Genomic DNA, 22338 nt, shown 5'->3' with positions numbered 1-22338 from the left:
TCAGCCCTGCAGCTGCGCCCAGACCTCGCGATCGCGCTCCATCGTCCAGATGCGCGGCCGCTCGATCCCGTCGAACTCGTCCCACAGGCGCTGGACGTTGAACGGCAGGCAATGTTCGAAGATCGGCCAGTGCCCGAATTTGGGACCGAGCGCGGTATGCGTCGCCTCGAACGCGTCCTTCAGCGTGCCGCCATTCTTGTGCGCCGCGCCGACATGCTCGATCATGCCGTTCAGGAACTCGCGCGTCTGCTCGACCGCAGCATCCACCGCCGCACGGCCATGCGCCACCGCGCCGCGTCCGCCGATCAGATGCTCGGCCTGATAGGCCTTGACCTTGTCGAGCGTGCCGGTCGCCCAGTCGAAGTGGAACGCATCGCCGGTGTAGAGCGCGGCCTGCGCCTCGACCAGGTCGCCGGCGAACAGCGTGCCGCTCTTCTCGTGCCACACGACGATGTCGCCCTCGGTATGACCGCGCCCGCAGAATTGCAGGTCGATCCGCCCGCGATCTCCGCCGAGGTCGATGGCATAGCTGTTGGAGAAGGTGATCGACGGTCGCGTCAGGCCGGGGATCTCCTCATGCTGCTTGAACAGCCGCGGCATCCGGCCGAACTCGCTCGCCCAATCCTGCTCGCCGCGCTCCTCGACCAGCGCCGCGGTGGCGTTGCTCATGATGATGTCCTGCGCATCGAACGCGCTCGCACCCAGCACGCGCACCGCGTGATAATGCGTCAGGATCAGATAGCGGACGGGCTTGTCGGTATGCTCGCGCAGCTTCGCCAGCCAGTCGCGCGCGGCAGCCGGGGTCGCGCGCGCCTCGATGGCGACGATGAAGTCCTCGCCCTCGATTACGCCGACATTGGGGTCGCCCTCGGCGGTCAGCGCATAGACGCCGTCCGCAACGATTTCGAGGGTCTCGGTCTTTTCTGTCAGATCGGTCGACGAGGCAAACGGCTTGGCCATTCTATATTACTCCGCTCAATTCTGGCTGACGGCGGCGATCGCATCTGCGACCCGCTCGACATTATTGTTGTTGAGGCCGGCGACATTGACGCGGCCCGAGCTGGTGAGGTGGACGTGATGGTCGCGGCGCAACGTCTCGACGCCCTCAGGCGCGATGCCGAGCATCGTGAACATCCCGCGCTGGTTCGCAATGAAGCCATAGTCGCGACCGCCATGCTCGGCGAGCCGCGCCGCCAGCCGCCCGCGCACCCCGTTGATCCGTTCGCGCATCGTGGTCAGCTCGCTGGTCCAGCCCTGCCGCGATTCCGGATCGCTCAGGATGCGTGCGACCACCGCCGCGCCGTGATCGGGCGGCATCGACCAGAGCGTGCGTGCGACCGGCAGCGAATGGGCATGCGCCAGCACCGCCGCCTGCTCGTTCCCGCCGACCAAAGTGAGTGCGCCGACACGCTCGCGATAGAGCGCGAAATTCTTGGAATAGGAGCTGGCGACCAGGAATTCGGGGATTCGCGTCGCCAGCAGGCGCAGACCAGCCGCGTCCTGATCGACGCCGTCGCCCAGGCCGAGATAGGCAAGATCGACCAGCACCGCCGCGCCCGCCTTCGCCACGAGATCGGCGACCGCGCCCCATTGGTCGAGGTCGAGGTCGGCGCCCGTCGGGTTGTGGCAGCAGCCATGCAGCAACAGCGTGTCGTTCGCGCCGAGATCGGCGAGTGTCGCCATCATCTCATCGAAACGCAGCGCGCCTGTCGCCATGTCGTAATAGGGGTAGACGACGACTTCATGGCCGCTCGCCTTCAGGATGCCGGGATGATTGGGCCAGGTCGGGCCGGGAATGAACACGCGCCCGCCGGGACGCAGCTTGTACAGCAGGTCCGACGCCAGCCGCAGCGCGCCGGTGCCGCCGGGCGCCTGGATGGTGCGGCTGCGCGCGAACCCGTCGCTGCCCTCGCCGAACAATAGCCCGCGGGTCTGGGTGTTATAGTCCGCATTGCCCGCCGAGGAGAGGTAGCGCTTGCTTGGCTGGGTCTCGACCAGCCAGCGCTCGGCCGCTTTGACGCAATCGAGAACCGGGACCTGCCCCTGCTCGTCCTGATAGATACCGATGCCCAGATCGACCTTGTCGGGGCTGGTATCGCGCGCGAGCAATTGTGCCAGCCCGAGGATCGGATCGAGCGGCGGCTCGGCGAGTTCTGCGAACATTGTGATCTCCGGTTGTTTCGTTATACGATACGCTGTGACGTTATACGTTACAATAGCCAGTCGAAGGACCGCAATGCGAAACGCGGAAAAATGCCGATAATGGCGGAGAATGATCGCCGATGTGCGTGATCTGCGCCATGCCTCCTGCTGGGGCAGCGACGGCGCCGCCGCGTCCGCCGTCAGTGGATGCTGAACGCCGCGCGGCTGGCATTGCCTTCCTGCGGCGTCACCCGACCTTCGACCTCCACGCCCATCCTGGCCGCTTCTTCATGGCCGGGGCACCACGCAGCGCCTTTGTCGATTCCTATCCCCCGCCCGATCCGGAACGGGCGGTCACGGATATGCGTCAGGGCGGCCTTGCCGGCGCGATGTTCGCGACCGTCGCCGACCTTGCGGTCCTTGGAAAGACCGAGCGCGGTCTCGGCGCAGTTCGCGCCTTTGCGCCGGGCGAGGCCCATGACGATCATCTGCGCCAGATCGACACGGCCCGCGCCCTGTTCGACACGAACGATATCGCCATCGCCCGCAGCGGCGCCGACATCCGCGCCGCACACGCCTCGGGCGGTCTCGCCGGGTTCATCTCGGTCGAGGGCGGCGATTTTATCGACGACCGGTTCGACCGGATAGCACACGCCGCAGCCCTGGGCGTCCGCTCGATCACGATCATCCACTATAGGGTCAACCAGATCGGCGACACCCAGACCGAGGCGCCGGTGCATCACGGCCTTACCCCGCTCGGCCGGGCGACGATCCGGGCAATGGAAGCCGAAGGGGTGTTGGTCGACCTCTCCCACGCCAGCTTCGCAACGGTGAAGCACGCCACCTCGATCGCGATGCGACCGATGCTGCTGTCGCATTCCAACATCGGTCCGGTCGCCGGCCCGCACCCGCGGCTGATCTCGCTCGAGCACGCACGCCTCGTCACCGCGACCGGCGGCGTGGTCGGCTGCGTCCCCGCGGGCTTTGCGCAAGCGAACTTCGATGACTTTGTCGATACGATCCTGCGCATGATCGACCAGCTTGGCGTCGATCATGTCGCGATCGGGACCGACATGGATTTCACCTACCGCAGCGTCCTGCCCAGCTATCGCGACTGGCCTGCCCTCGCCGGCACCCTGCTCGCACGCGGGCTGGCGCAGGATGAGGCGGCGAAGGTGATGGGCGGCAATGTGATGAGGATATTGGCATGAACGACACGACCCGCCCTGACATCGAGTATTTCCCCGGCGGCCGCCCGGGCTCGCCCTTCTCGCGCGCCGTCCGCGTCGGCGATGTCCTGCATCTGTCGGGCAAGATCGGCAACCTGCCCGATGGCAGCAAGCCCGAAGGCCTTGCCGCACAGACGCGCCAGACGATGGAGAACATCAAGGACGAGCTCGCCAGCTTCGGCCTCGGCATGGATGCGATCTTCAAGTGCACCGTGATGCTGGCGGACATGGACCAGTGGCCCGAGTTCAATGCGGTCTATCTTGAGTATTTCGCATCCGACCGCCTCCCCGCACGCAGCGCGTTCGGCGCGGCCAAGCTGGTCGGCGGCGCGCTGACCGAGGTGGAATGCCTCGCCTATATGCCCGGCTGACGCTGCTTCAGGGCGCGACGGAGATCACCCCGATCCCGTCGCTCTCGGCGATCGCAGTGCCATAGGGCGCGGACAGTTCCGCGATCCGCCGGATGATCGCGTTCGCTTTGGCCCGCGATGCCCGGCGCGGCACCCCGCGCCGGCTCGACGGCAGGTCGGCGCCCAGATCGATCGGGTGCAGTTCGATCTTGCGTACCACGCCGCGGGAAAAGCGACTGACCGCGACGACACTCTCCCAGGTGGCCGTGTCGCCAAACCCCTTGGCCAGCAATGGCGCGACCTGCTCATGCTCGGACAGATAGGCCGGGTTGAGGATGTCGCGCGGGAGCCCCTCCAGCAGGTCGAGCTGGAAGAAGTAGTTGCCCAGGCCGTAAAAGACCGGCTTGCCCCGGTAGATCTCGATCCCGCGCAGCACGTGCGGCCCGTGCCCCAGAAAGATGTCGGCGCCCGCATCGATCGCGGCATGCGCCAGCACGGGCATGAAGTCCGGCTGCTCCTGATCGTTGAACCGGCCGGTCGCACTCTCGTGCGCGTGGACGCTGAAGGCGACGAAGTCGGACGCCGCCCGCGCCTGCCGGATCGACGCCATCGTCTCCGCCAGGTCGACCGGGTTCATCTCATAGCTGACGCCGGGCGTCTCGCTCGCCCTGAAGTTGACGCCGAAGATGTTAAGCTGGTCCGGTCGCCCGCTCGGCGCGCTGGCGCGATCGGTGGTCCAGGTCACCACCGCAGGCGTGGCCTGCTCGCCATAGTCCGTGCGCAGCGCGTCGATCACGCCCTGTCCGACATGGACTGACGGCTTGACCCGCAGCGCCGCCACCCCCGGCCGCGCCCGCGCCTGCCCCAGCGGCGCCCCCGCCTCGGACTGAAGCGTGAAGGTCGCGGTCGTGGCGACCAGTGCAACCCGCCCCTTGTGCGACTGGTGATAACGGGGCGCACGCGCCTGAGCGCGGCTCTCCCCTGTCCCCGCTATCACCAGCCCCTGCTGCGCGAACAACCGGTCGGTCTCGCGCATTCCCGCGACGCCCCAGTCCGCGGCATGGTTATTCGCGCGTGCGATCAGTGAGAAGCCCTGCGCCTTGAGGTCGGCGGGCACGTCTGGACTGCCCAGCGTGAACCCGCCTCCGGTCTGCGCGGCAGGATGGCCGTCGAAGGTGGTGAGATCGAAACACGTCATCTCGCCATTGGCGAAGGCGACATCGGCCGCCTGCACCACTTCGGTGACGGCAAGGAAACCCTTGTCGTCGGTCGGCAATTGCGCGCGGACCTGCAACGTGTCGCCAGCCGCGGCGAACGTGAAATCGTCATCGATGGTGGAACGCACCCTGAGCTCCCGAACCCTGGTTGAGTGGATGGCGTGTCGCCGCCACTACGCCCCCAGCTTCGCCACCGCGCGCTTGGCCGCTTCCATCCGGGCGTTGGTCATTCCCCTGGTCAGTTCGCGATAGCGCGCGGCGACTTCGGGTGCGCGCTTCGGGTGCCCAGCATCGAACGGCGGCTGCGGGTTATACTCGTTGCCCAGCTGGATCAGCTTGGCCTGATCCTCGCCCCAGATGTGTGCGATCAGCGTCAGCGCGAAGTCGATCCCCGCGGTCACGCCACCGCCGGTGACGCGGTTGCGATCCATCACCACCCGCTCGTCGACCGGGGTCGCGCCGAGCACCGGCAGGATGTCCATCGCACTCCAGTGCGTCGCTGCCTTGTAGCCCTTGAGCAGCCCCGCCGCGCCCAGAACCAGCGCGCCGGTGCAGACCGAGGTGATCCACTTCGCACGCGGTGCCCGCTCGCGCAGGAAGGCCAGCATCTCCGCATCCTCGATCATACTGGTCGTCCCCGGCCCGCCGGGCAGGAAGATCATGTCGAGCTCAGGTGCGTCGGCCAGCCGCATTTCGGGCAGCAGGCGATATTTGGAATCGGTGGTGATCGGATCGAGCGACTTGGCGAGCAGGATCGTCCGCGCGCCGCGCACCCGGGACAGGATGTCGAACGGCCCGACGAAATCGAGGTTCGTCATCATGTCGAACACGATCATCCCGATGGTGAACGGCTTCTGCTCCACGGCCTTCTCCCCTTCCTTCGCGCGCAGCGGTGCGCCCATTGCCAGCGTCGCGGCAAGGCCGCTTGCGCCTGCGATCATTGTCCGGCGATCCATTGCCACCTCTCGTGTCTCGATTTACGATACGTTGTCACGATATGCGACTCTATCGTGCATCAATCCAAGACCGCAGGAGCGTCAATGACCGCCATCAACCGCATTTCCGACGCCGTCATCCGCGCCGGCCATCGCCTCCCGCGCGTGGTGCAGAAGGACACGCCGTTCCTGCTCTATCGCCATGTAGGCAACGTTGTTCACGTTTCGGGCATGATCGCACAGTTTGAGGGCGAAAAGCCCTTTCTCGGACAGCTCGGCGCGCAGCTTTCGACCGAACAGGGCGCGCAGGCGGCCGAGCTCAGCGCGCTCAACATCCTCGCCTGGCTGACGGAGGCGACCGGCGACGATGCCGACCGCGTCGATTGCTGCCTCGAGCTCAACGGCTTCGTCGCCTGCACCCCCGATTTCAGCGAGCAGAGCCAGGTCATCAGCGGCGCATCCAACCTGATCGTCGAAGTGCTCGGCGAACGCGGCCGCCACACCCGCACCTCGATCGGCGTCGCCGCCCTGCCCTTCGGCGTAGCGGTCGAGGCCAACGCGAAGTTCGTGTTGCGCGATTAACGCTAGGCGATCACCGCCCCGGGGTTCATTATGTTCCACGGGTCGATGGTCCGCTTGATGCTGCGGAACAGATCCAATTCCGCCTCACCCAGCGCGGCGGCGACGGCAGAGCGCATCCGCCGGCCGACCCCATGCTCAGCACAGATCGATCCGCCATGCGCGAGCGCCACCGCCTCGATCGCCGCTGACAATTCTTCGGCCGCTTCCGCGAACCGCTCGGGGTGATTCTTGCCGCGATGTACGGAGAAGTGGATGTTGCCGTCGCCGACATGACCAAAGGCAAGCGTCTCGCACCCCGGTCTGCGATCACCGCGGGGACATGCGGGTCGATGCTGCGCACGGCATTGAGACGTCGCGACGACACCAGCACCGCGCGCTGCTCCGGCTCCGCGGCGCAACCGCCGACCAGCCCGGTGTTGCCGCCCTGCGGCACGATTGAAAGGCCGTTGGCGGCGGCATGGCTCACCAGCGCCGCCACCTCCTCAGGCGACGATGGCCGAGCGACGGCAATCGCGTCGCTCGGCCATTTGCCGGTCATGTCCTGAAGATGGGCGTCGCGTGCGACGCGGTCATCGACGAACATGGCCGCGCCCAGAGTCTCCCTGAGCGCGGCCACCTGCTCGTCAGTAGCTGAAGCGCAGGCCGGCACGATAATAGCGCCCCATGCGATCATACATGCCCGCGATCGCGGTCACCGGGAACGGCGGTTCCTTGTCCGTCAGGTTGTTGACGTTCATGTAGAACTGCAGCTTACGGTTGCCGTCCTTGATCACGTCGACCTGCGCCGACAGATCGAGGTAGAAGCGGCTGTCGACCCGGTTGTTACCAATCGAGATGGGTGAGGCGGCGTCGTAATATTTGTCGCCCGGCCCGACCAGCGTCGAGTCGAACTTGCCGCCGCCGACATAGCGGCCCTGCAGGTTCACGCTCACCGGCTTGTGCGCCCAGGTGATCGATCCCGTCGCGGTCCAGCTCGGCGTGTTGGTCGCGCTGGTCTGCTGCCCGGCGGTGAACGCCGTGCCGCCGACCGATCCGGCACGGTCGATCCGTCCGCCCAGCGACTGGATCACGCCCGCTGCGTTGAAGCGGGGCGCAGCACCGGTACCATCATCGAAGATCAGATCCTTGACGTAGGACGCCATGCCGCGAAGCGTCAGCTCGTTCTCACCGATGCGCGTCCGGTACGTGGCGGCGAAGTCGAAGCCGCGGGTCCGCACCCCTGCGATGTTGAGCAGTTGCACTGCCACCTGATCGACCACCGTCGCCGCTCCCGAACCCGTCCGGGTGACGAAGTTGCAGAAGAAGGGCGTGCCCGTTTCGGCAAAGCAGTTGTCGAGGATCGACTGGGACGAGAAGCTCGAGATCGCGCCCTTGATGTTGATATCGTAATAGTCGACCGAGAGCGTGAGGCCAGGGATGAACCGCGGCGTGAATACCCCGCCGACGGTCCAGGTATCGGCCTTTTCAGGCTTCAGCGTCGGGCTGGGCTGGTTCAGCGTGGTGATCTGCGTCGTCACGCCACTCCACGGATTGCGCAGCTGCGCGAGACCCGCGGTGGTCGCGAACAGTTCCGCATTGTTGGGCGCGCGGATATCGCGCGACCGGGTGGCGCGGAGACGCAAGTCGGAGAACGGCGCGTAGATGCCGCCCAGCTTCCACGTCGTGACTCCGCCCGAAGTCGAATAGTCGGTGTAGCGGATCGCGCCGTTGAGCTCGAGGTGGTGCGCGAAGGGCTGGTCGCGCAAGATCGGCGCGACGGCCTCTGCAAAGACCTCCTTCACGTCATAACCACCCGCATAGGGCTTGGGGTTGCTGTAGTTGAAGCCGTTCGCCTGCGAGAGCGCGTCGGAGATGGCCGAGGCTTCCTCCTTGCGCCATTCGCCGCCGAACGCGACCGCAAAGGCGCCGCCGGGCAGCTTGAACAGCTCGCCCTGCATAGTCAGCGCAGCGACCTGCTGCTTGGTGGTGACCTGATAGAAGACGTCGCCGGTGACGTAATCGATCGCCGCCTTGCTCGGCGAACCCTGGCCGAACAGGTTGATCGGTGTGCAGCCCGCAGCCGCCGAATTGAAGCGGTTGAGCACCTGACCGGTCGAGGTCACCGTGCCGTTCGCCTGCGTTGCCGCGCAGACGATCTGCCCGCCGACATTCACCGCATCGGTCGCGAAGCGGAAATTGCTCTCGATGCGCAGATTGGCGACGTTCGCGTTCAGGACGTTGCGGCCATATTGATAATAGCCGTCGATCTTCCAGCCGCCACCGAAATCATAGTCGAACCCGCCGACGAAGCGCTCGGTCGTGTTCTCGTTCGCACGCGTGATCGGCCCGAAGTCGTTATAAGGCCGGCCCAGCGTGAACGAAGTGATGCCGTTCGCGGTCATGATGTCGCGGATCGACGAATGGAGATAGGCATTGTCGCGCAGGATCGTCGCGGCCGAGCCCTGATCGCGCACTGGCGGGGAATTGCCATAGCCGCCGCTGCGACCGTAGCTCGCCTCGACGAACAGGTTGAGCCCGTCGGTCACCTCATAGTCGATATGGCCGAACGCCACACGGCGGGTGCTCGGGACGATCAGCGTCCAGCCATCCTGCGGATAGAGGCCCTTGTTGCCGCCCGTGAAGTTGCTCGCCAGCGTGCTGCCGCTGCCATAGTTGGCGAAGTTGCCATAGTTGAATGCCGTGGGCGCGCCGTTCGGGCCGAACTGGATGCCACGCAGCACGTCCGCACCGTTGCCGGCATTGAGATCGGCGTTCACGCCGGTGATCAGGCCACCATAGGCCATGTTGATGAACGAGACGCCGCGCTCATAGACGCGCGACGGCGCACCGGCCGGGCGTGCGCCGACGTACGAGACCAGACCCGGCTGCTCGGCAAAGGCTTCGCGACCGAAGGGATCGTTGACCCCTTTCGACTTCACATATTCGCCGCCGATCACGATATGGCCGCGGCCATCGGCGAAGGGCGCGCCGAATGCCAGCGCAGCGCGGGTCTCGCGCGCGTCGCCGCGGTCGCTGATCCCCATCGAGAAATCGCCCTTGATGCCCTCGAGCCGCTTGTTGAGCAGGACGTTGACCACGCCCGACACCGCGTCCGAGCCATAGGTCGCCGATGCGCCGCCGGTGACGACGTCGAGGCGATCGACCAGGATCTGCGGGATCAGGTTGAGATCGACTTGTCCGGTCGCAGCGGACGGAACGAAGCGGCGGCCATCCACCAGCGTCAGGGTGCGAATGACACCCAGCGCGCGCAGATCCGCAGAGAATTGCCCGGTGCCCAGCGTGCCTGCAGTGTTGGTCTGCGGACCCTGCGTGTTCCGGAACGACGGCACTTCCGCCAGGAACTCGCCGACGCTGGCGGTTCCGCGCACTTCGAGCGCCTCGGCGCTCAGCACCTTGGTCGGCGTGGGTGCATCGAGGTCGCGGCGCGAAATCCGGCTGCCGGTCAGGACGATTTCCTGCTCCGGCGCCTCTTCGGCTGCCGTCGGCTCACCCGCTGGCGCGGTCTGCGCGGCCGCCGCAACCGGCGCGCCGCAAATCGCCGTGGCGAGCAACAGCGCCCGCATCTTCAGCTTCTTCTCCACTCCCTGTCCGTCCCTGAACCGCATTGGGCCACCCCTTTATTATGTGTGTTTGAACGTGTCCCATCGACCTTAAACAGAACTGTAATCGTGTCAATATACGTAACAACGTTTCGCTATGCGTGACAAAAAAGGTTGCAAATACAACAAAGCCGCCCGGTGCCGGAGCGCCGGGCGGCCCATTGTAATCGGCGAATCAGGCTTCAGCCGCGCTGGTACGGATCCGCGTGCGCCGGAAGAATCCGGCCTTCGCAATCGCCGAATCCGATCCGGTATCCATCGCCTTCACACCAGCCGCGCAACGCGACCGCGTCGCCGTCCTCGAGGAAGCTGCGCCGCTCGCCATCGTCCAGACGAATCGGCTGTTTCCCGCCCCAGCTCAGCTCGAGCAGGCTGCCATAGCTACCGGCGTCGGGCCCCGAGATCGTACCCGTGCCCAGAAGATCGCCGACATCCATCCGGCATCCTGCGGTGGTGTGGTGCGCGAGCTGCTGCGCGGCGGAATAATACATTTCGCGATAGCTGGTGCGGCTGACGACCGTCTCCTCCCCCGCCGGGGGGGTCAGGCCGACTTCAAGGTTGATGGCGTAGAGCATCGGCCCCGGCTCATCGAGATAGGGCAGCAGCGCTTTCTCGCGCACCGGACCCTGTGCACGGAACGGCTCGAGCGCCGCGCGGGTCACGATCCACGCGCCGATCGTGGTCGCGGTAGCCTTGCCCTGGAACGGGCCGAGCGGCTGGTATTCCCAAGCCTGGATGTCGCGCGCCGACCAGTCATTGAGCAGCACATAGCCAAAGATCATGGCATCCGCTTCCGCCACCGTGACGGGATCGACGGACCCGGTGCCGACGACCGCGCCCAGTTCAAGCTCGATATCGAACCGCGCGGACGGGGCGAAGCAGGGTGCCGGCTCATCGGGAGCCTTCACTTGCCCCCACGGCCGCCGCACCTCAGTGCCCGAGACGACGACCGACGATGCGCGGCCATTGTAACCGATCGGTATGTGCAGCCAGTTGGGCGGAAGCGCATTCTCCGGCCCGCGGAACATCGTCCCGACATTGAAGGCGTGCTGACGGCTTGCATAGAAATCAGTGTATCCCGCGACCCGGAACGGCAGGTGCATCCGCGCATCCGCCATGGGAACGAGGTGCGGCTCGACCGCCTCGCGCTGCGCTGACCCTTCGGCGAGCAGGTCGGTCAGTGCTTCGCGCAACGCCCGCCACACCGCGGGCCCCGCCGCCATCACTGCATTCCATGACGGCTCGGCGAACAGCGGCGTATCCGCCAACTTCACCACGCCTGCGGCTTCGAGTGCAGCGATGTCGGCAATCCGGTCGCCGATCGCGACGCCGCAGCGTGCTGGAGTATCCCTCGTGCTGAACACGCCACACGGCAGGTTATTAAGGGGAAACGGGCAAGCGGACGCATTCGCGCTATCCACCCAGGATCGCAACAGGGGCATATCGGCCTTTCAGAGGAAGATTAAGGGAGCGGCGTCACGCCGGATCGGGCGTGCCGTCGAACTTCTTGTCCAGCCCGTCCCAGCAATCGGCATAATCGGGCTGCATCGGCGCCTCGTCGGCCGCCCAGCGGGTCAGGTGCTGCGGGAAACGCGTCTCGAACATGAAGCTCATCGTGCGATCGAGCTTCTCGGGCGCAAGGTCAGCGGTGCTCGCCTTCTCGAACGCGTTACGGTCCGGCCCGTGCGGCAGCATGCAGTTGTGAAGACTCATCGCCCCCGGCGCGAAGCCGTCGGGCTTGGCGTCATAGGCGCCATAGATATTTCCCATCAGCTCGCTCATCACATTCTTGTGATACCAGGGCGGGCGGAAGCTGTGCTCGGCGACCAGCCAGCGCTCGCGGAACAGCACGAAGTCGATATTCGCGGTCCCCGGAATCTCCGAGCGCGCGGTCAGCACAGTGAAGATCGACGGATCGGGATGGTCAAACAGGATCGCCCCGACCGGGCTGTAGGTGGCGAGGTCGTATTTGTACGGCGCGTAATTGCCATGCCACGCAACCACATCGAGCGGGCTATGGCCGATTGCGGTGCGATGAAACTGGCCGCACCATTTGAGCGTCACCGTCGATGGCACGTCGCGGTCCTCGAACGCCGCGACCGGCGTCTTGAAATCGCGCGGATTGGCCATGCAGTTCGCGCCGATCGGACCGCGCTCGGGCAGGTCGAAGGGCTGCCCGTAATTCTCGCAGACGAAACCGCGGCATGGCCCCTCGATCACGTCGACGCGATAGACGAGGCCACGGGGCAGCACGGCGATCTCGCCGGGGGCGATTTCGAGGACGCCGAGCTCGGTGCAGAAGCGCAGACGCCCTTCCTGTGGCACAACCAGCAATTCGCCGTCCGCCGAATAGAAATAGGCGTCGACCATCGATTGCGTGACCAGATAGACATGGCTCGCCATCCCGGTCTGGGTGTTGACGTCCCCCGCTGTGGTCACCGTGCGCATCCCCGTGATCCAGGTCAGCGCCTCCCCCGAATGCGGCACCGGATCCCAGCGATACTGCCCAAGACTGGTGACGTCGGGAAGGACATGCGGCGCCGACTTCCAGTGCGGGACGTCGATCGCCTCGAACCGTCCGACATGCCGCACGCTCGGGCGGATGCGATAGCACCAGCTGCGCTCATTCTGCCCGCGCGGCGCGGTGAACGCCGTCCCCGACAATTGCTCGGCATAAAGGCCATAGGGGCAACGCTGCGGCGAGTTCTGCCCCTGCGGCAGCGCGCCCGGCAGCGCCTCGGTCTCAAAGTCGTTGCCGAACCCCGGCATGTAGCCGGTCGCTGCCAAAACGCTCGCGGTCATCGCGGCCTCCATCACCGATTCGTTGCATATGCAACCATTAGACCTTGCAATAGATGCATATGCAACGATAAGCAATCGGTCGGGCGATCAGGAGCGGGCATGTCGAACCAAGGCGATCAGAAACGGGGCGATTTCGACCTCGAACGATTCCTGCCCTATCTGCTCAATCAGGCTGCGGAGCGGACCGGCAAGCGGTTCGAGGTCGCGTATCGCGAAAGCTATGGCATCAGCCGGACCGAGTGGCGGATCCTCGCGCATCTGGGCAGCTACGGCGAGATGACCGCCGCCGCGGTTTCGCGCCGGTCGCATACGGAAAAATCCAAGCTCAGCCGTGCGGTGAGCACGCTTGAGGCCGAGGGGTTGCTGCAACGCGAACAATCTCCCAGCGACCGCCGGACCGAGCGGCTTCAACTGACCGACAAGGGCCGCGCCGTGTTCGACGATCTGTCCGCGCGCGCGCTTGACTTCGATCAAGAGCTTCGCGAGGCGCTGGGAAAAGACCGCGCGGAGCTGCTGGAAGATCTGGTGCGCATCCTGGCGGCGCGGGACGAGTGAGGGGCTTATGGAACGGTACGACATATTGATCGTGGGAGCGGGACATGGCGGGGCACAGGCGGCGATCGCGCTGCGCCAGGCCAAGTTCGAAGGGAGCATCGCGATCATCGGCGACGAACCCGAATTTCCCTATGAGCGTCCGCCGCTGTCGAAAGAGTATTTCTCGGGCGAGAAAGCGTTCGAGCGCATCCTGATCCGTCCCCCCGCCTTCTGGGAGGAGCGCAAGGTCGCGATGCTGCTGGGCCGCCGCGTCGCGAGCGTCGATCCCGAAGGCCATCATGTCACGACCGCGGACGGCGCGAGCATCGGCTATGGCCATCTGATCTGGGCGACGGGCGGCGCACCGCGACGGCTGGGCTGTAGCGGAAACGATGCCACGGGCGTCCACACCGTACGCACCCGCGCCGACGCCGACCGGATGGTCGCCGAACTGCCGGACGTGACTCAGGCGGTGGTGATCGGCGGCGGCTATATCGGGCTCGAGGCCGCCGCGGTGCTCGCCAAGGCGGGCAAGCGCGTCGTGCTATTGGAAGCGCTTGACCGGGTGCTCGCGCGCGTCGCCGGCGAGCCGCTGTCGCGCTTCTTCGAGGACGAGCATCGCGCGCACGGCGTCGATGTCCGGCTGGGCGTCGCGGTCGACTGTATCGAAACGACAGACGGCAAGGCAACGGGCGTCCGCCTCAAGGACGGCACGGTCATTCCGGCAGAAATGGTGATCGTCGGCATCGGCATCATTCCCGCCGTCCAGCCGCTGATCGACGCGGGCGCAGAGGGCGGTAACGGCGTCGCGGTGGACGGGCATTGCCGCACGTCGCTGCCCGACATTTTCGCGATCGGCGACTGCGCGCTCCACGCCAATCATTATGCCGACGACATGCCGGTGCGGCTGGAGTCGGTGCAGAACGCCAATGATCAGGCGACCGTCGCGGCAAAGACCATCGCCGGGGTCGAAGTGCATTATGACGCGGTGCCATGGTTCTGGTCGAACCAGTATGACCTTAAGCTCCAGACCGTCGGCCTTTCGACCGGCCATGACGCGAGCGTGGTGCGCGGCGATCCCGCCACGCGCAGCTTCTCGGTCATCTATTTGAAGGACGGCCACGTCATCGCGCTCGACTGCGTCAATGCGACCAAGGACTATGTTCAGGGTCGCAAACTGGTGGTCGAACGCCTCGCGATCGATCCGGCGAAGCTCGCCGACGCCGCAACCCCGCTCAAGGAACTGGTGGGGTAGGACTGATCGGCATCCGGGTTTCCGGCCGACATTTTTTCAGGCGTCACCCCGGCACAAGGCCGGGGTGACGAAGCCCTAAGCGGCCCCTTCTGCGTGGCGCTCGCGATAGATCCCCGGCGTCACGCCATGATGCTGAAGAAAGGCGCGGCGCAGATTCTGACTTGATCCGAAGCCGGTCACACGCGCCACGTCCTTGATCGATCGGTCGCCCGTCGTCAGCGCGTCGGCTGCAGCGCGCAACCGCAGCTGTTCGACCGTGCGGACGGGCGTGTCGCCCACCGCCTGCCGGAACAGCCTGCCAAAGCTACGGACGCTCATCCCGACCTGCTCGGCCAGCCGCGCGACCGACAAATCGCGAGCAAGATTATCGGCAATCCACGCGAGCAGGTTGGAGAAGGCCGGGTCCGACGCGGTCTGCGCGGCGAGCACATGGCTGAGCTGGGGCTGCCCGCCCGGCCGGCGCATGAACACGACCAACGTCCGCGCCACCGCCATCGCGATCCGATGGCCAAGGTCACGCTCGACCAGCGCGAGGGCAAGGTCGATCCCCGCCGTCACCCCCGCCGAGGTCCACACATCGCGATCCTCGACAAAGACGGGCCCGCGTTCGACCGCAACGCCAGGATGCTCGCGCTGAAGCGCGTCGAGCGCAGCCCAATGCGTGGTCGCGCGGCGTCCGTCGAGCAGCCCGGCACGCGCGAGGATGACCGCACCCGTGCACACCGAACACACCCGCCGATAGGCGGGGCCATGCGCGTTCAGCCAGGGGACAAGCGCCGCCAGTTCGGCCTCGGGCAGGATCGCACCGCTACCCGCGACGATCAGTGTATCCGCGTCCGCAGCCATTGCATCGTCGAGCGCGATCGTCTCGATCCGCACGCCCCCTACCCCCACGATCGTCCCCCCGCGCAGTGACGCCAGCTCGATCCGATAGCGCCCGCCGCCGGCCATGCTGTTTGCGATCACGAACACTTCGAGCGGGCCGAACAGGTCGATCAGGGCGACCTGGTCGAACGCGACGAAAGTGATCGTCCGTGCCCCCGAATCGCCCGCCTGCGCGGTGATGCCGTCCTGTCCCATCTCGTCCCGGTCCTGTTGGTCGCCTTAATCTATGCGGGTCTTCGTGCCTCGGGAATGCCCCTGCCCGGTCCGTGGCGCAGCCTGACCGTCAATTGGCGCGAATCCAGCCCTCTTGCCGATGGCCCGCGCCGCAACGGCCCCCGATAATCGCGGGCAGGGACGGATTTCGACGGCGAGGCCCGCAAGAGGAGACCCGCCGCAGTCCCGGATCGGGGAGGAAATATGCACAAGTTCAACGCACACCGGCTGCTGATCGCCGGACTCGGGATGGCCGGAACCTGCGCGCTGGCGGCAGGAACCGGCGCGGCGCACGCCCAGACCGCACCCGCACAGGAAGCGGAATTGCCCGACGAAGTCGTGGTCACCGCCAACCGCCGCAGCGAGCGGCTGAGCGATGTGCCAGCCAGTGTCGCCGGCTATGACCGCACGAAGCTCGACGAACAGGGCATCCGCGATGTCGGCGACCTGATCGCGCAGACGCCGGGCCTGTCGCTGATTCCGCAAAGCAGCTTCCAGCCGCCCAACATCGCGGTACGCGGGATCCAGTCGGTGGTCGGCGCGGCAACCACCGGCATCTATATCGACGACACGCCGGTCCAGCCGCGCAACACCAACGCCAGCGAAGCCGGTGCGCCGCTTCCCGCCATCTTCGACCTCGAACGGGTCGAAGTGCTGCGCGGCCCGCAAGGCACGTTGTTCGGCGCCGGATCGATGGGCGGCACGATCCGCTTCATCACCCCGGTCCCGGATGTCTCGGGTACGGATATCTATGCGCGCGGCGAGGTCGCGGCGACCGAGCATGGCGGCATGTCGTACGAAGCCGGCGCGGCGGTCGGCTTTCCGCTGATCGAAGGCGTCGCGGGCGTGCGGCTCAGCGGATCCTGGCGCCGCGACGGCGGCTATATCGACCGGGTCGACGAACGCACCGGCGCCGTGGTCGATGCGAATTCGGACCGCGCCACGACCAAGACCTTCAAGGCAGTCGTCAACCTCGATCTTGGCGGCGTTCGCATCCTGCCGTCCTTCAACTTTCAGGACCTGCACCTGCACGACCGCGGCCAATATTATCCGCGCCTGTCGCGGCCCGAAGACGGCGTGCTGAAGAGCGGGCGTCTGCTCGCCCAGCCGATGCGCGACCGCTTCTACCTTCCCGCGCTCAAGATCGAGGCGGAGATTGGCACGCTCACCGCGACCTCGGTCAGCTCCTATCTGGTTCGGCGTGCGCGCAGCGACATCGACTTCAGCACGCTCGATTTCGGCCTGTACCGCCTGTTCAGCGGGCAGTTGCCGATCCCGCAGCAACTCCCCGCCGCCTTCACCGGCGCGGTCAGCCGCACGCGCAGCCGCCAGGACAATTTCACCCAGGAAATCCGCCTGCAATCCGATGCGGAAGGCACGATCAGCTGGCTGATCGGCGGCTTTTACCAGCGCAACAAACAGGGGTTCGCGGCGCGGATCGAAGACCCCTATTATGCGAATTTCTTCGCCGGTTTCTTCAATTCGCCCGCGATCGACGGGATCGTACGCTACACTACCGACGGCATTTATCGCGAGGAACAGCTCGCCGCGTTCGCGAACGTCGACGTCCGCCTCGGCGACCTGACGCTCACCGCGGGCGGGCGCATCGCCGACACGCGCTTCTCGTTCCGCGAGGATCTCAACGGGCCGTTCAACCGCGGGCCTAAGTCGGCGTCGGGGTCGCAGCAGGACACCCCCTTCACCCCGCGCGTCAGCCTGTCGTGGAAGCCCGAAGGCGGGCCCTTGCTCTATGTCAGCGCGGCCAAGGGCTTCCGCATCGGCGGCGCCAATCAAGGGACGCAATCGACCCCGCTCTGCAACGCCGCGCTCGCCCAGCTCGGGCTGGCGAGCGCACCGACCGAATATAATTCGGACTCGCTGTGGAGCTATGAGGCGGGCGCCAAGGCAAAGCTCGGCAAGCTGCGGTTCGAGGCCAGCGCCTATCATGTCGACTGGAGCGACATCCAGAGCTACGTCCAGTTCAGCGGATGCGCGAGCGGCTTCATCGCCAACCTCGGCGCAGCAAAGAGCAACGGGTTCGACATCAACGTGTCGGCAGCCCCGCTGCCCGGCCTCTCGCTCAACGCCGCGGTCGGCTATAACAAGACGCGCTACAAGAGCTCGATCGTCACCAACGGCGTCTACCTCGTCGAAAAGGGCGCGGTGGTCAGCGACGTGCCGCCCTGGAAGATCACGCTGACGGGCGAATATTCCGCCCCGATCGGATCGGGCGAAGGCTATCTGCGCTTCATCCACGAATATCGCAGCCGCAACAACGGCCGGTTCGCGCGCTTCGACAATCCTCAGGCCTCGGGCTATGATCCGACGCTGAGCGAGAATGACGGGTTCGGCGAGACCAGCGCGCGGATCGGCTATCGCGGCAAGACGCTCGACGCATCTGTGTTCGTCAACAATCTGTTCGACAACAGCCCCCGGCTCAACCTGACCCGCAACGGGCTGGCGACCGATCCGACCTATTACGCCCAGACGATCCGGCCGCGAACCTTCGGCCTGACGGTCACCTATCGCCAGTGAGCTTATGGTCGCTCGTACGCCGATGGGAGCCACCCCGGCGTGCGAGCGGCCACCCTCCTCCAGCAGAGAGTTTCGATGCACTCCCATCTTCGTCTTGCGCTTGCCCTCGCCCTGCTGACCATGAACGGCACGCACGCCGCCGCCGCATCGCCGCCGGGTGGCACCCGCGCTGCCGATCCGTCGCGCTACCGTTCCGAGGTGATCGAGCGTTCGCTGTCCGAGCTGGTCGCCGATCTTGAAAGCGGCAAGCTGAGCTCGGCGCGCATCGTCGACGCCTATCTCGCGCGGATCGAAGCGATCGACCGCAACGGGCCGCAGTTGCAGAGCATCATCGCGCTCAACCCGAACGCGCAGGACGAAGCGAAACGCGCCGATGCCGAGCGCAAGCAGGGCAAGCTGCGCGGGCCGCTCCACGGTGTGCCGATCGTCATCAAGGACAATATCGAGACCCGCGAGCTGCCGACCACCGCCGGATCGCTCGCGCTCAAGGGCAATCGCACCGGCCGGGATTCGCCCGCGGTCGCGCGGCTGCGCGCCGCCGGGGCGATCATCCTCGGCAAGGCGAACCTGTCCGAATGGGCGCAGTTTCGCGGTTTTCGCAGTCTTGCCGGATGGAGCGCAATCGGCGGGCTGACGCGCAATCCCTATGCGCTCGACCGCAGCCCCGGCGGGTCCAGCTCGGGCAGCGCGGTCGCGGTCGCCGCCAGCCTGGCGCCCGTGGCGCTCGGCACTGAGACCAACTCGTCGATCATCGGCCCCGCGGCGTTCAACGGGCTGGTCGGGTACAAGCCGACGCTCGGCCTTGTCCCGCGCACCCATGTCGTTCCGCTGTCGCCGGTGCAGGACACGGTGGGAACGCTCGCGCGATCGGTGGCCGATACGGCGCTGCTGCTCTCGATCATCGCCGGTCCCGATGGCGCCGACCCCGCCACCGCCGAGGCTGCGAGCCGGCGCGAGGATTATACCGCGCGGGTCCGCGCGCCCAGCCTCAAGGGCGTCCGGCTCGGTGTCGTCCGGCCCGACGGCGCCGCGGCGCCGGGCGACCCGCGTCAGGCTTTGCTCGCGCAAACGCTCGACCGCCTGCGCGCCGCGGGCGCCGAGATCGTCGAGGTGCCCGGCTATGACGAAGCGCCGCTCCGCGCGATGCAGCTCGACATCTTCGTCTCCGATTTCCGGACAAGCATCGGCAACTATCTCGCCGCGGCAGCGCCCGAAGTGCGCGTGCGATCGCTCGAGCAGCTGATCGCGTTCAACGGGGCCGAACCGCGCGAGACCGCCTTGTTCGGGCAGGAGCTGTTCGTGCGTGCGCTCGGCGCTCCGTCTGCGGACGCCCTCACCTGGCAGGCGCTGGTCAGCAAGGCACGGCGGATGGCAGGCACCGAGGGCATCGATCGGCTTTGCACCGAGTATAAGGTAAGCGCGCTGATCGGCATCACCACCGATGTGGCTCCTGTCGTCGACCTCGTCGGAAGCGGCCCGCGCATGACCTCGATCACGACGATGGCCGCGATCGCAGGCTACCCCCACCTCACCCTTCCGATGGGCCAGATCGAAGGACTGCCGCTCGGCATCTCGCTGATCGGTCCGGCGTGGAGCGACGGGCCGCTGCTCGCGACCGGCGCCGCGCTCGAGCAGCTGCTGCCCCGGCGCAGCCCACCCACCTATGTGCGGTCGGTCAGCGAAATGCCGCGCTTCGCGACCGCTTTCCGGCGTCAGGATTGACCCTTCGCCGGTTGACGGACCTTCCCCCGCCCCGCCAGACTGGCGGGCGGAAAGGATCGATGTGACAGCGGCAATACCGAAACGACGGACACAGACCGAGCGGACCGCGGAAACGCGGGAGGCGCTGCTCGATGCGGCGATCCGGCTGCTCCACCGCAAGGGATATAGCGGCGCCACGACCGAGCTGATCGCCGACGAGGCCGGCTTGACCCGCGGCGCGCTGCACCATCATTTCAAGACCCGCGCCGATCTGATGGCTGAGGTCATTCGTTCCGTCTATGAGCGGGAACAGCGCGCCTATCAGGAAATGGCGGCGGACGGCGGCCGCGGCGCACGGCTGTCCGACTGGCCTGACATGCTCTGGGAAGTGCTGAGCAAGCCTTCGGGGCTGGCCGTACTTGAAATCCTCCAGGCATCGCGCAGCGACCCCGACCTCGCCGCGCGCGTCGCGCCGATGCAGGCAGCGGTCGAGCGCATGTCGCTAGCCGCGATCGACCAGCAATTCGGCAGCGCGGACGCAGCCGAAATGCTACCCGGGATCCGCCTGCTCGTGTGGGCGGTGCGCGGGCTTTCAATCGGACAGCTCCTTGCGCCCCATCCCGATGAGATGCGGCGCTCGATCGATTTTCTCCGGTTGCTGATCGACGGTGCGGTCCGCGCGGGGGCAATCGACGCGCGTGGCCGCCCCACTCACGGGACCGGCTGACCCTCCCGGCAGACCGTAGCGACACCCGCAAAACTGCCCGATCCGTCATCGGTCGCAAGCATCTTCAAATGCCCCAGCCACACGAACCTCCGGAAGCCGCGATCCTTCGACGTCCGTTTCTCTCCGCACGCGATATGCGGCGCATCGCGGCGGACGGTGACGCCGCGCAGCTCGGCACCCGGATCGCCGATCGAGGTGAGGATCGCGGTCTCGATCGCCGTCCGCACCGGGGTGGCAGAAGCGCTCGGCACTGGCTCGGGTTGAGCCGGGGACGCTGTCGCCCCCGGCCGCTCGACCGGCGTCACCGCCACCACCCCGGCTTCGGGTTCGTTCTGCGACGGCCGCCACCCGATCAGGGCAGCGACCACCGCAACGAGTGCAATCGCCGCAATGACGAATAGCTTCTTCACGGGATGTTGCTGACCCGCCCGGTCCAGGCGGCAGCGGTGAAGAACTCGCCGGTGCCGGTCTTGAAGGCGGCGCCAGCGGCCGTGTCGCCCTTCAGCCGCCATGCGAACCACGCGGTCGGGAAGCCCATATAGCCATACACGCCATTGGAGCAGGCACGCAGGAAACCAAGCAGCCCGCAGCCCGGCGTGCCGCTGATGTCGTTGTGGTTGGCGCCGCGCAGCAGCCCCTTGGCCTTGAGCATCGTTGCCGGGGTCGCGTTATAATAGGCGGTCTGCGAATTGAGCTGCGTGCCGCCATTCTGGGTGTCGGGCGCGATCATGCTGTCGGCGGTGCCGCTGACGTAGAAGATCGATCCTGAGCCGCCGGTCAGCGCCGGGGTCAGCAAGCAATTGTCCGCGGGATTGCACCACATCTGGGCCGGAAGCTCGAGCGTTACCGTGGTGGTGATCACGCCGTTCGAGTTGAACATCGCATTCGCCGCCCCCGACGCCCCCTGCGAATGGCCCGCTGCACCCACCTTGGTGAAATCGATCCGGTGATAGAAGGGGCTGGCCGGATTGGCTTCCTCGGCGCGCATATAGGCGAGCGAGTCGAGCGCGGTGTTGCCGTATCCGGTCTGCTGGTCGCGCGTCGCCACCACGACAAAGCCCCAGCTGGCGAGATGCTTGAGCCACAGTGTGTAATTGTCCGGCGTCGATCCGGTGCCGTTCGCCCACACCACCAGCGGCAGCCGGTCCTGCGAGGCTGTCATGTTGCTCGGGTAAAAGACATCGCACTGGTTGCCCTTGGAATCGCACGCCGCCGTCGACCGCGTCTGCGTCGTCGCGGATGGCCCGTTGGCGTAATATTTGGTCTCGATGGGTCCGGTGGGTGCGTTCGGCACCGACTGGGCGGCGGCCGGTACGGCCAGTGCGGCGGCGGAAACGAGCGTGATCGCCCGAGCTAATCCCTTCATCTGCCTCTCCTTGCGCTTATTGTTCTTCGTTCCCGAACCGCGGCACGGCGATTGACGGCGAGCCGGACGGTCCGGCCGAACAAAGGCAGGCGAGCAGGAGCGTGCGCATGCGTGCAGACCCGCACCCGCCACCGCGGATGCGCGAATAATCCTCTCCCATTCGCCGATCTCCGCCGGCCTTCGGAGCCTATGCTCACAGTTACATACAATCAAGAATGAATGTATATAATATGCCTAATTGGTTCGTTCACGCCACAGACCCGGTC

General features: G+C 66.3%; 20 protein-coding genes and 1 pseudogene. 9 read left to right on the top strand and 12 right to left on the bottom strand.

Annotated elements, in window-relative coordinates:
- The gene (locus AC07NK_RS11755) at positions 1–960 is read right to left on the bottom strand and encodes an MBL fold metallo-hydrolase (protein WP_495170782.1); all 960 of its coding nucleotides are present in this window, start codon (positions 958–960) and stop codon (positions 1–3) included.
- Positions 961–975: 15 nt separating this feature from the next.
- Complete coding sequence (locus tag AC07NK_RS11750; RefSeq protein WP_495170781.1) at positions 976–2163, bottom strand: amino acid aminotransferase; 1188 nt, start codon at positions 2161–2163, stop codon at positions 976–978.
- Positions 2164–2345: 182 nt separating this feature from the next.
- Between AC07NK_RS11750 and AC07NK_RS11745 the strand changes: the two genes are divergently transcribed.
- Entirely contained in the window at positions 2346–3353 is a 1008-nt protein-coding gene (locus AC07NK_RS11745; protein ID WP_495170780.1) for a dipeptidase, read from the top strand.
- Positions 3350–3742, top strand: coding sequence for a RidA family protein (locus AC07NK_RS11740; protein ID WP_495170779.1), 393 nt, complete (start codon positions 3350–3352; stop codon positions 3740–3742). Before AC07NK_RS11745 ends, AC07NK_RS11740 begins: the two co-directional genes overlap by 4 nt.
- Before the next feature lie 7 nt (positions 3743–3749).
- Here the strand turns inward: AC07NK_RS11740 and AC07NK_RS11735 are convergent, their stop codons facing one another.
- Both AC07NK_RS11735 and AC07NK_RS11730 read right to left on the bottom strand, forming a co-directional pair.
- Positions 3750–5066 (bottom strand): CapA family protein, encoded by a 1317-nt coding sequence (locus tag AC07NK_RS11735; RefSeq protein ID WP_495170778.1) that lies wholly within the window; start codon positions 5064–5066, stop codon positions 3750–3752.
- A gap of 45 nt (positions 5067–5111) precedes the next feature.
- Positions 5112–5879 carry a DJ-1/PfpI family protein gene (locus AC07NK_RS11730; RefSeq protein WP_495170777.1) on the bottom strand — a complete coding sequence of 256 codons (768 nt, stop codon included), beginning with the start codon at positions 5877–5879 and terminating at the stop codon, positions 5112–5114.
- A 99-nt stretch (positions 5880–5978) separates the two neighbouring features.
- Here AC07NK_RS11730 and AC07NK_RS11725 point away from each other — a divergent pair, with 99 nt between their 5' ends.
- Complete coding sequence (locus AC07NK_RS11725; RefSeq protein ID WP_495170776.1) at positions 5979–6455, top strand: RidA family protein; 477 nt, start codon at positions 5979–5981, stop codon at positions 6453–6455.
- Between the two features lie 2 nt (positions 6456–6457).
- On the opposite strand, the gene AC07NK_RS11720 is transcribed toward AC07NK_RS11725, so the two are convergent.
- Both AC07NK_RS11720 and AC07NK_RS11715 read right to left on the bottom strand, forming a co-directional pair.
- Positions 6458–6853: an FAD-binding oxidoreductase gene (locus tag AC07NK_RS11720; protein WP_495170775.1), complete on the bottom strand. Its 396-nt coding sequence runs from the start codon at positions 6851–6853 to the stop codon at positions 6458–6460.
- Positions 6802–6993, bottom strand: a pseudogene (locus tag AC07NK_RS11715) (FAD-binding protein); the annotation flags it as partial. The pseudogene AC07NK_RS11715 and the gene AC07NK_RS11720, both read right to left, overlap by 52 nt.
- On the opposite strand from AC07NK_RS11715, the gene AC07NK_RS11710 reads away from it, so the two are divergent.
- Positions 6913–7089, top strand: coding sequence for a hypothetical protein (locus AC07NK_RS11710; protein WP_495170774.1), 177 nt, complete (start codon positions 6913–6915; stop codon positions 7087–7089). The pseudogene AC07NK_RS11715 and the gene AC07NK_RS11710 sit on opposite strands and share 81 nt — an antisense overlap.
- On the opposite strand, the gene AC07NK_RS11705 is transcribed toward AC07NK_RS11710, so the two are convergent.
- The 3 genes from AC07NK_RS11705 to hmgA form a co-directional block, all read right to left on the bottom strand.
- The gene (locus AC07NK_RS11705; RefSeq protein WP_495170773.1) at positions 7079–10060 is read right to left on the bottom strand and encodes a TonB-dependent receptor plug domain-containing protein; all 2982 of its coding nucleotides are present in this window, start codon (positions 10058–10060) and stop codon (positions 7079–7081) included. The two genes, AC07NK_RS11710 and AC07NK_RS11705, sit on opposite strands and share 11 nt — an antisense overlap.
- Positions 10061–10236: 176 nt before the next feature.
- Complete coding sequence (gene fahA, locus AC07NK_RS11700) at positions 10237–11496, bottom strand: fumarylacetoacetase (protein WP_495170772.1); 1260 nt, start codon at positions 11494–11496, stop codon at positions 10237–10239.
- A 34-nt stretch (positions 11497–11530) separates the two neighbouring features.
- On the bottom strand, positions 11531–12856 hold the full coding sequence (gene hmgA, locus AC07NK_RS11695; RefSeq protein ID WP_495170771.1) for a homogentisate 1,2-dioxygenase: 1326 nt from the start codon (positions 12854–12856) through the stop codon (positions 11531–11533).
- 99 nt (positions 12857–12955) lie between these two features.
- Here hmgA and AC07NK_RS11690 point away from each other — a divergent pair, with 99 nt between their 5' ends.
- Both AC07NK_RS11690 and AC07NK_RS11685 read left to right on the top strand, forming a co-directional pair.
- Complete coding sequence (locus AC07NK_RS11690) at positions 12956–13411, top strand: MarR family winged helix-turn-helix transcriptional regulator (RefSeq protein ID WP_495170770.1); 456 nt, start codon at positions 12956–12958, stop codon at positions 13409–13411.
- Positions 13412–13418: 7 nt separating this feature from the next.
- Entirely contained in the window at positions 13419–14645 is a 1227-nt protein-coding gene (locus AC07NK_RS11685) for an NAD(P)/FAD-dependent oxidoreductase (RefSeq protein WP_495170769.1), read from the top strand.
- Positions 14646–14720: 75 nt separating this feature from the next.
- Here AC07NK_RS11685 and AC07NK_RS11680 read toward each other — a convergent pair whose 3' ends face one another.
- Positions 14721–15725: a GlxA family transcriptional regulator gene (locus tag AC07NK_RS11680; protein WP_495170768.1), complete on the bottom strand. Its 1005-nt coding sequence runs from the start codon at positions 15723–15725 to the stop codon at positions 14721–14723.
- A 222-nt stretch (positions 15726–15947) separates the two neighbouring features.
- Here AC07NK_RS11680 and AC07NK_RS11675 point away from each other — a divergent pair, with 222 nt between their 5' ends.
- The 3 genes from AC07NK_RS11675 (at position 15948) to AC07NK_RS11665 (ending at position 20706) form a co-directional block, all read left to right on the top strand.
- Positions 15948–18278 carry a TonB-dependent receptor gene (locus AC07NK_RS11675; RefSeq protein WP_495170767.1) on the top strand — a complete coding sequence of 777 codons (2331 nt, stop codon included), beginning with the start codon at positions 15948–15950 and terminating at the stop codon, positions 18276–18278.
- Between the two features lie 75 nt (positions 18279–18353).
- A complete protein-coding gene (locus AC07NK_RS11670) occupies positions 18354–20000 on the top strand; it encodes an amidase (RefSeq protein WP_495170766.1) in 1647 nt (548 codons plus the stop codon).
- Between the two features lie 61 nt (positions 20001–20061).
- Positions 20062–20706 (top strand): TetR/AcrR family transcriptional regulator, encoded by a 645-nt coding sequence (locus AC07NK_RS11665; RefSeq protein ID WP_495170765.1) that lies wholly within the window; start codon positions 20062–20064, stop codon positions 20704–20706.
- On the opposite strand, the gene AC07NK_RS11660 is transcribed toward AC07NK_RS11665, so the two are convergent.
- Positions 20691–21116 (bottom strand): hypothetical protein, encoded by a 426-nt coding sequence (locus AC07NK_RS11660; RefSeq protein WP_495170764.1) that lies wholly within the window; start codon positions 21114–21116, stop codon positions 20691–20693. The two genes, AC07NK_RS11665 and AC07NK_RS11660, sit on opposite strands and share 16 nt — an antisense overlap.
- Complete coding sequence (locus AC07NK_RS11655; protein WP_495170763.1) at positions 21113–22072, bottom strand: poly(ethylene terephthalate) hydrolase family protein; 960 nt, start codon at positions 22070–22072, stop codon at positions 21113–21115. The genes AC07NK_RS11660 and AC07NK_RS11655 overlap by 4 nt, the downstream gene beginning before the upstream one ends.
- Positions 22073–22338 lie beyond the last annotated feature (266 nt).

The sequence above is a fragment of the Sphingomonas sp. GW821-FHT09B04 genome (assembly GCF_059418285.1).
Note: the sequence above shows the minus strand (reverse complement) of the source record. Positions and strands in the feature narration are given on the sequence as shown.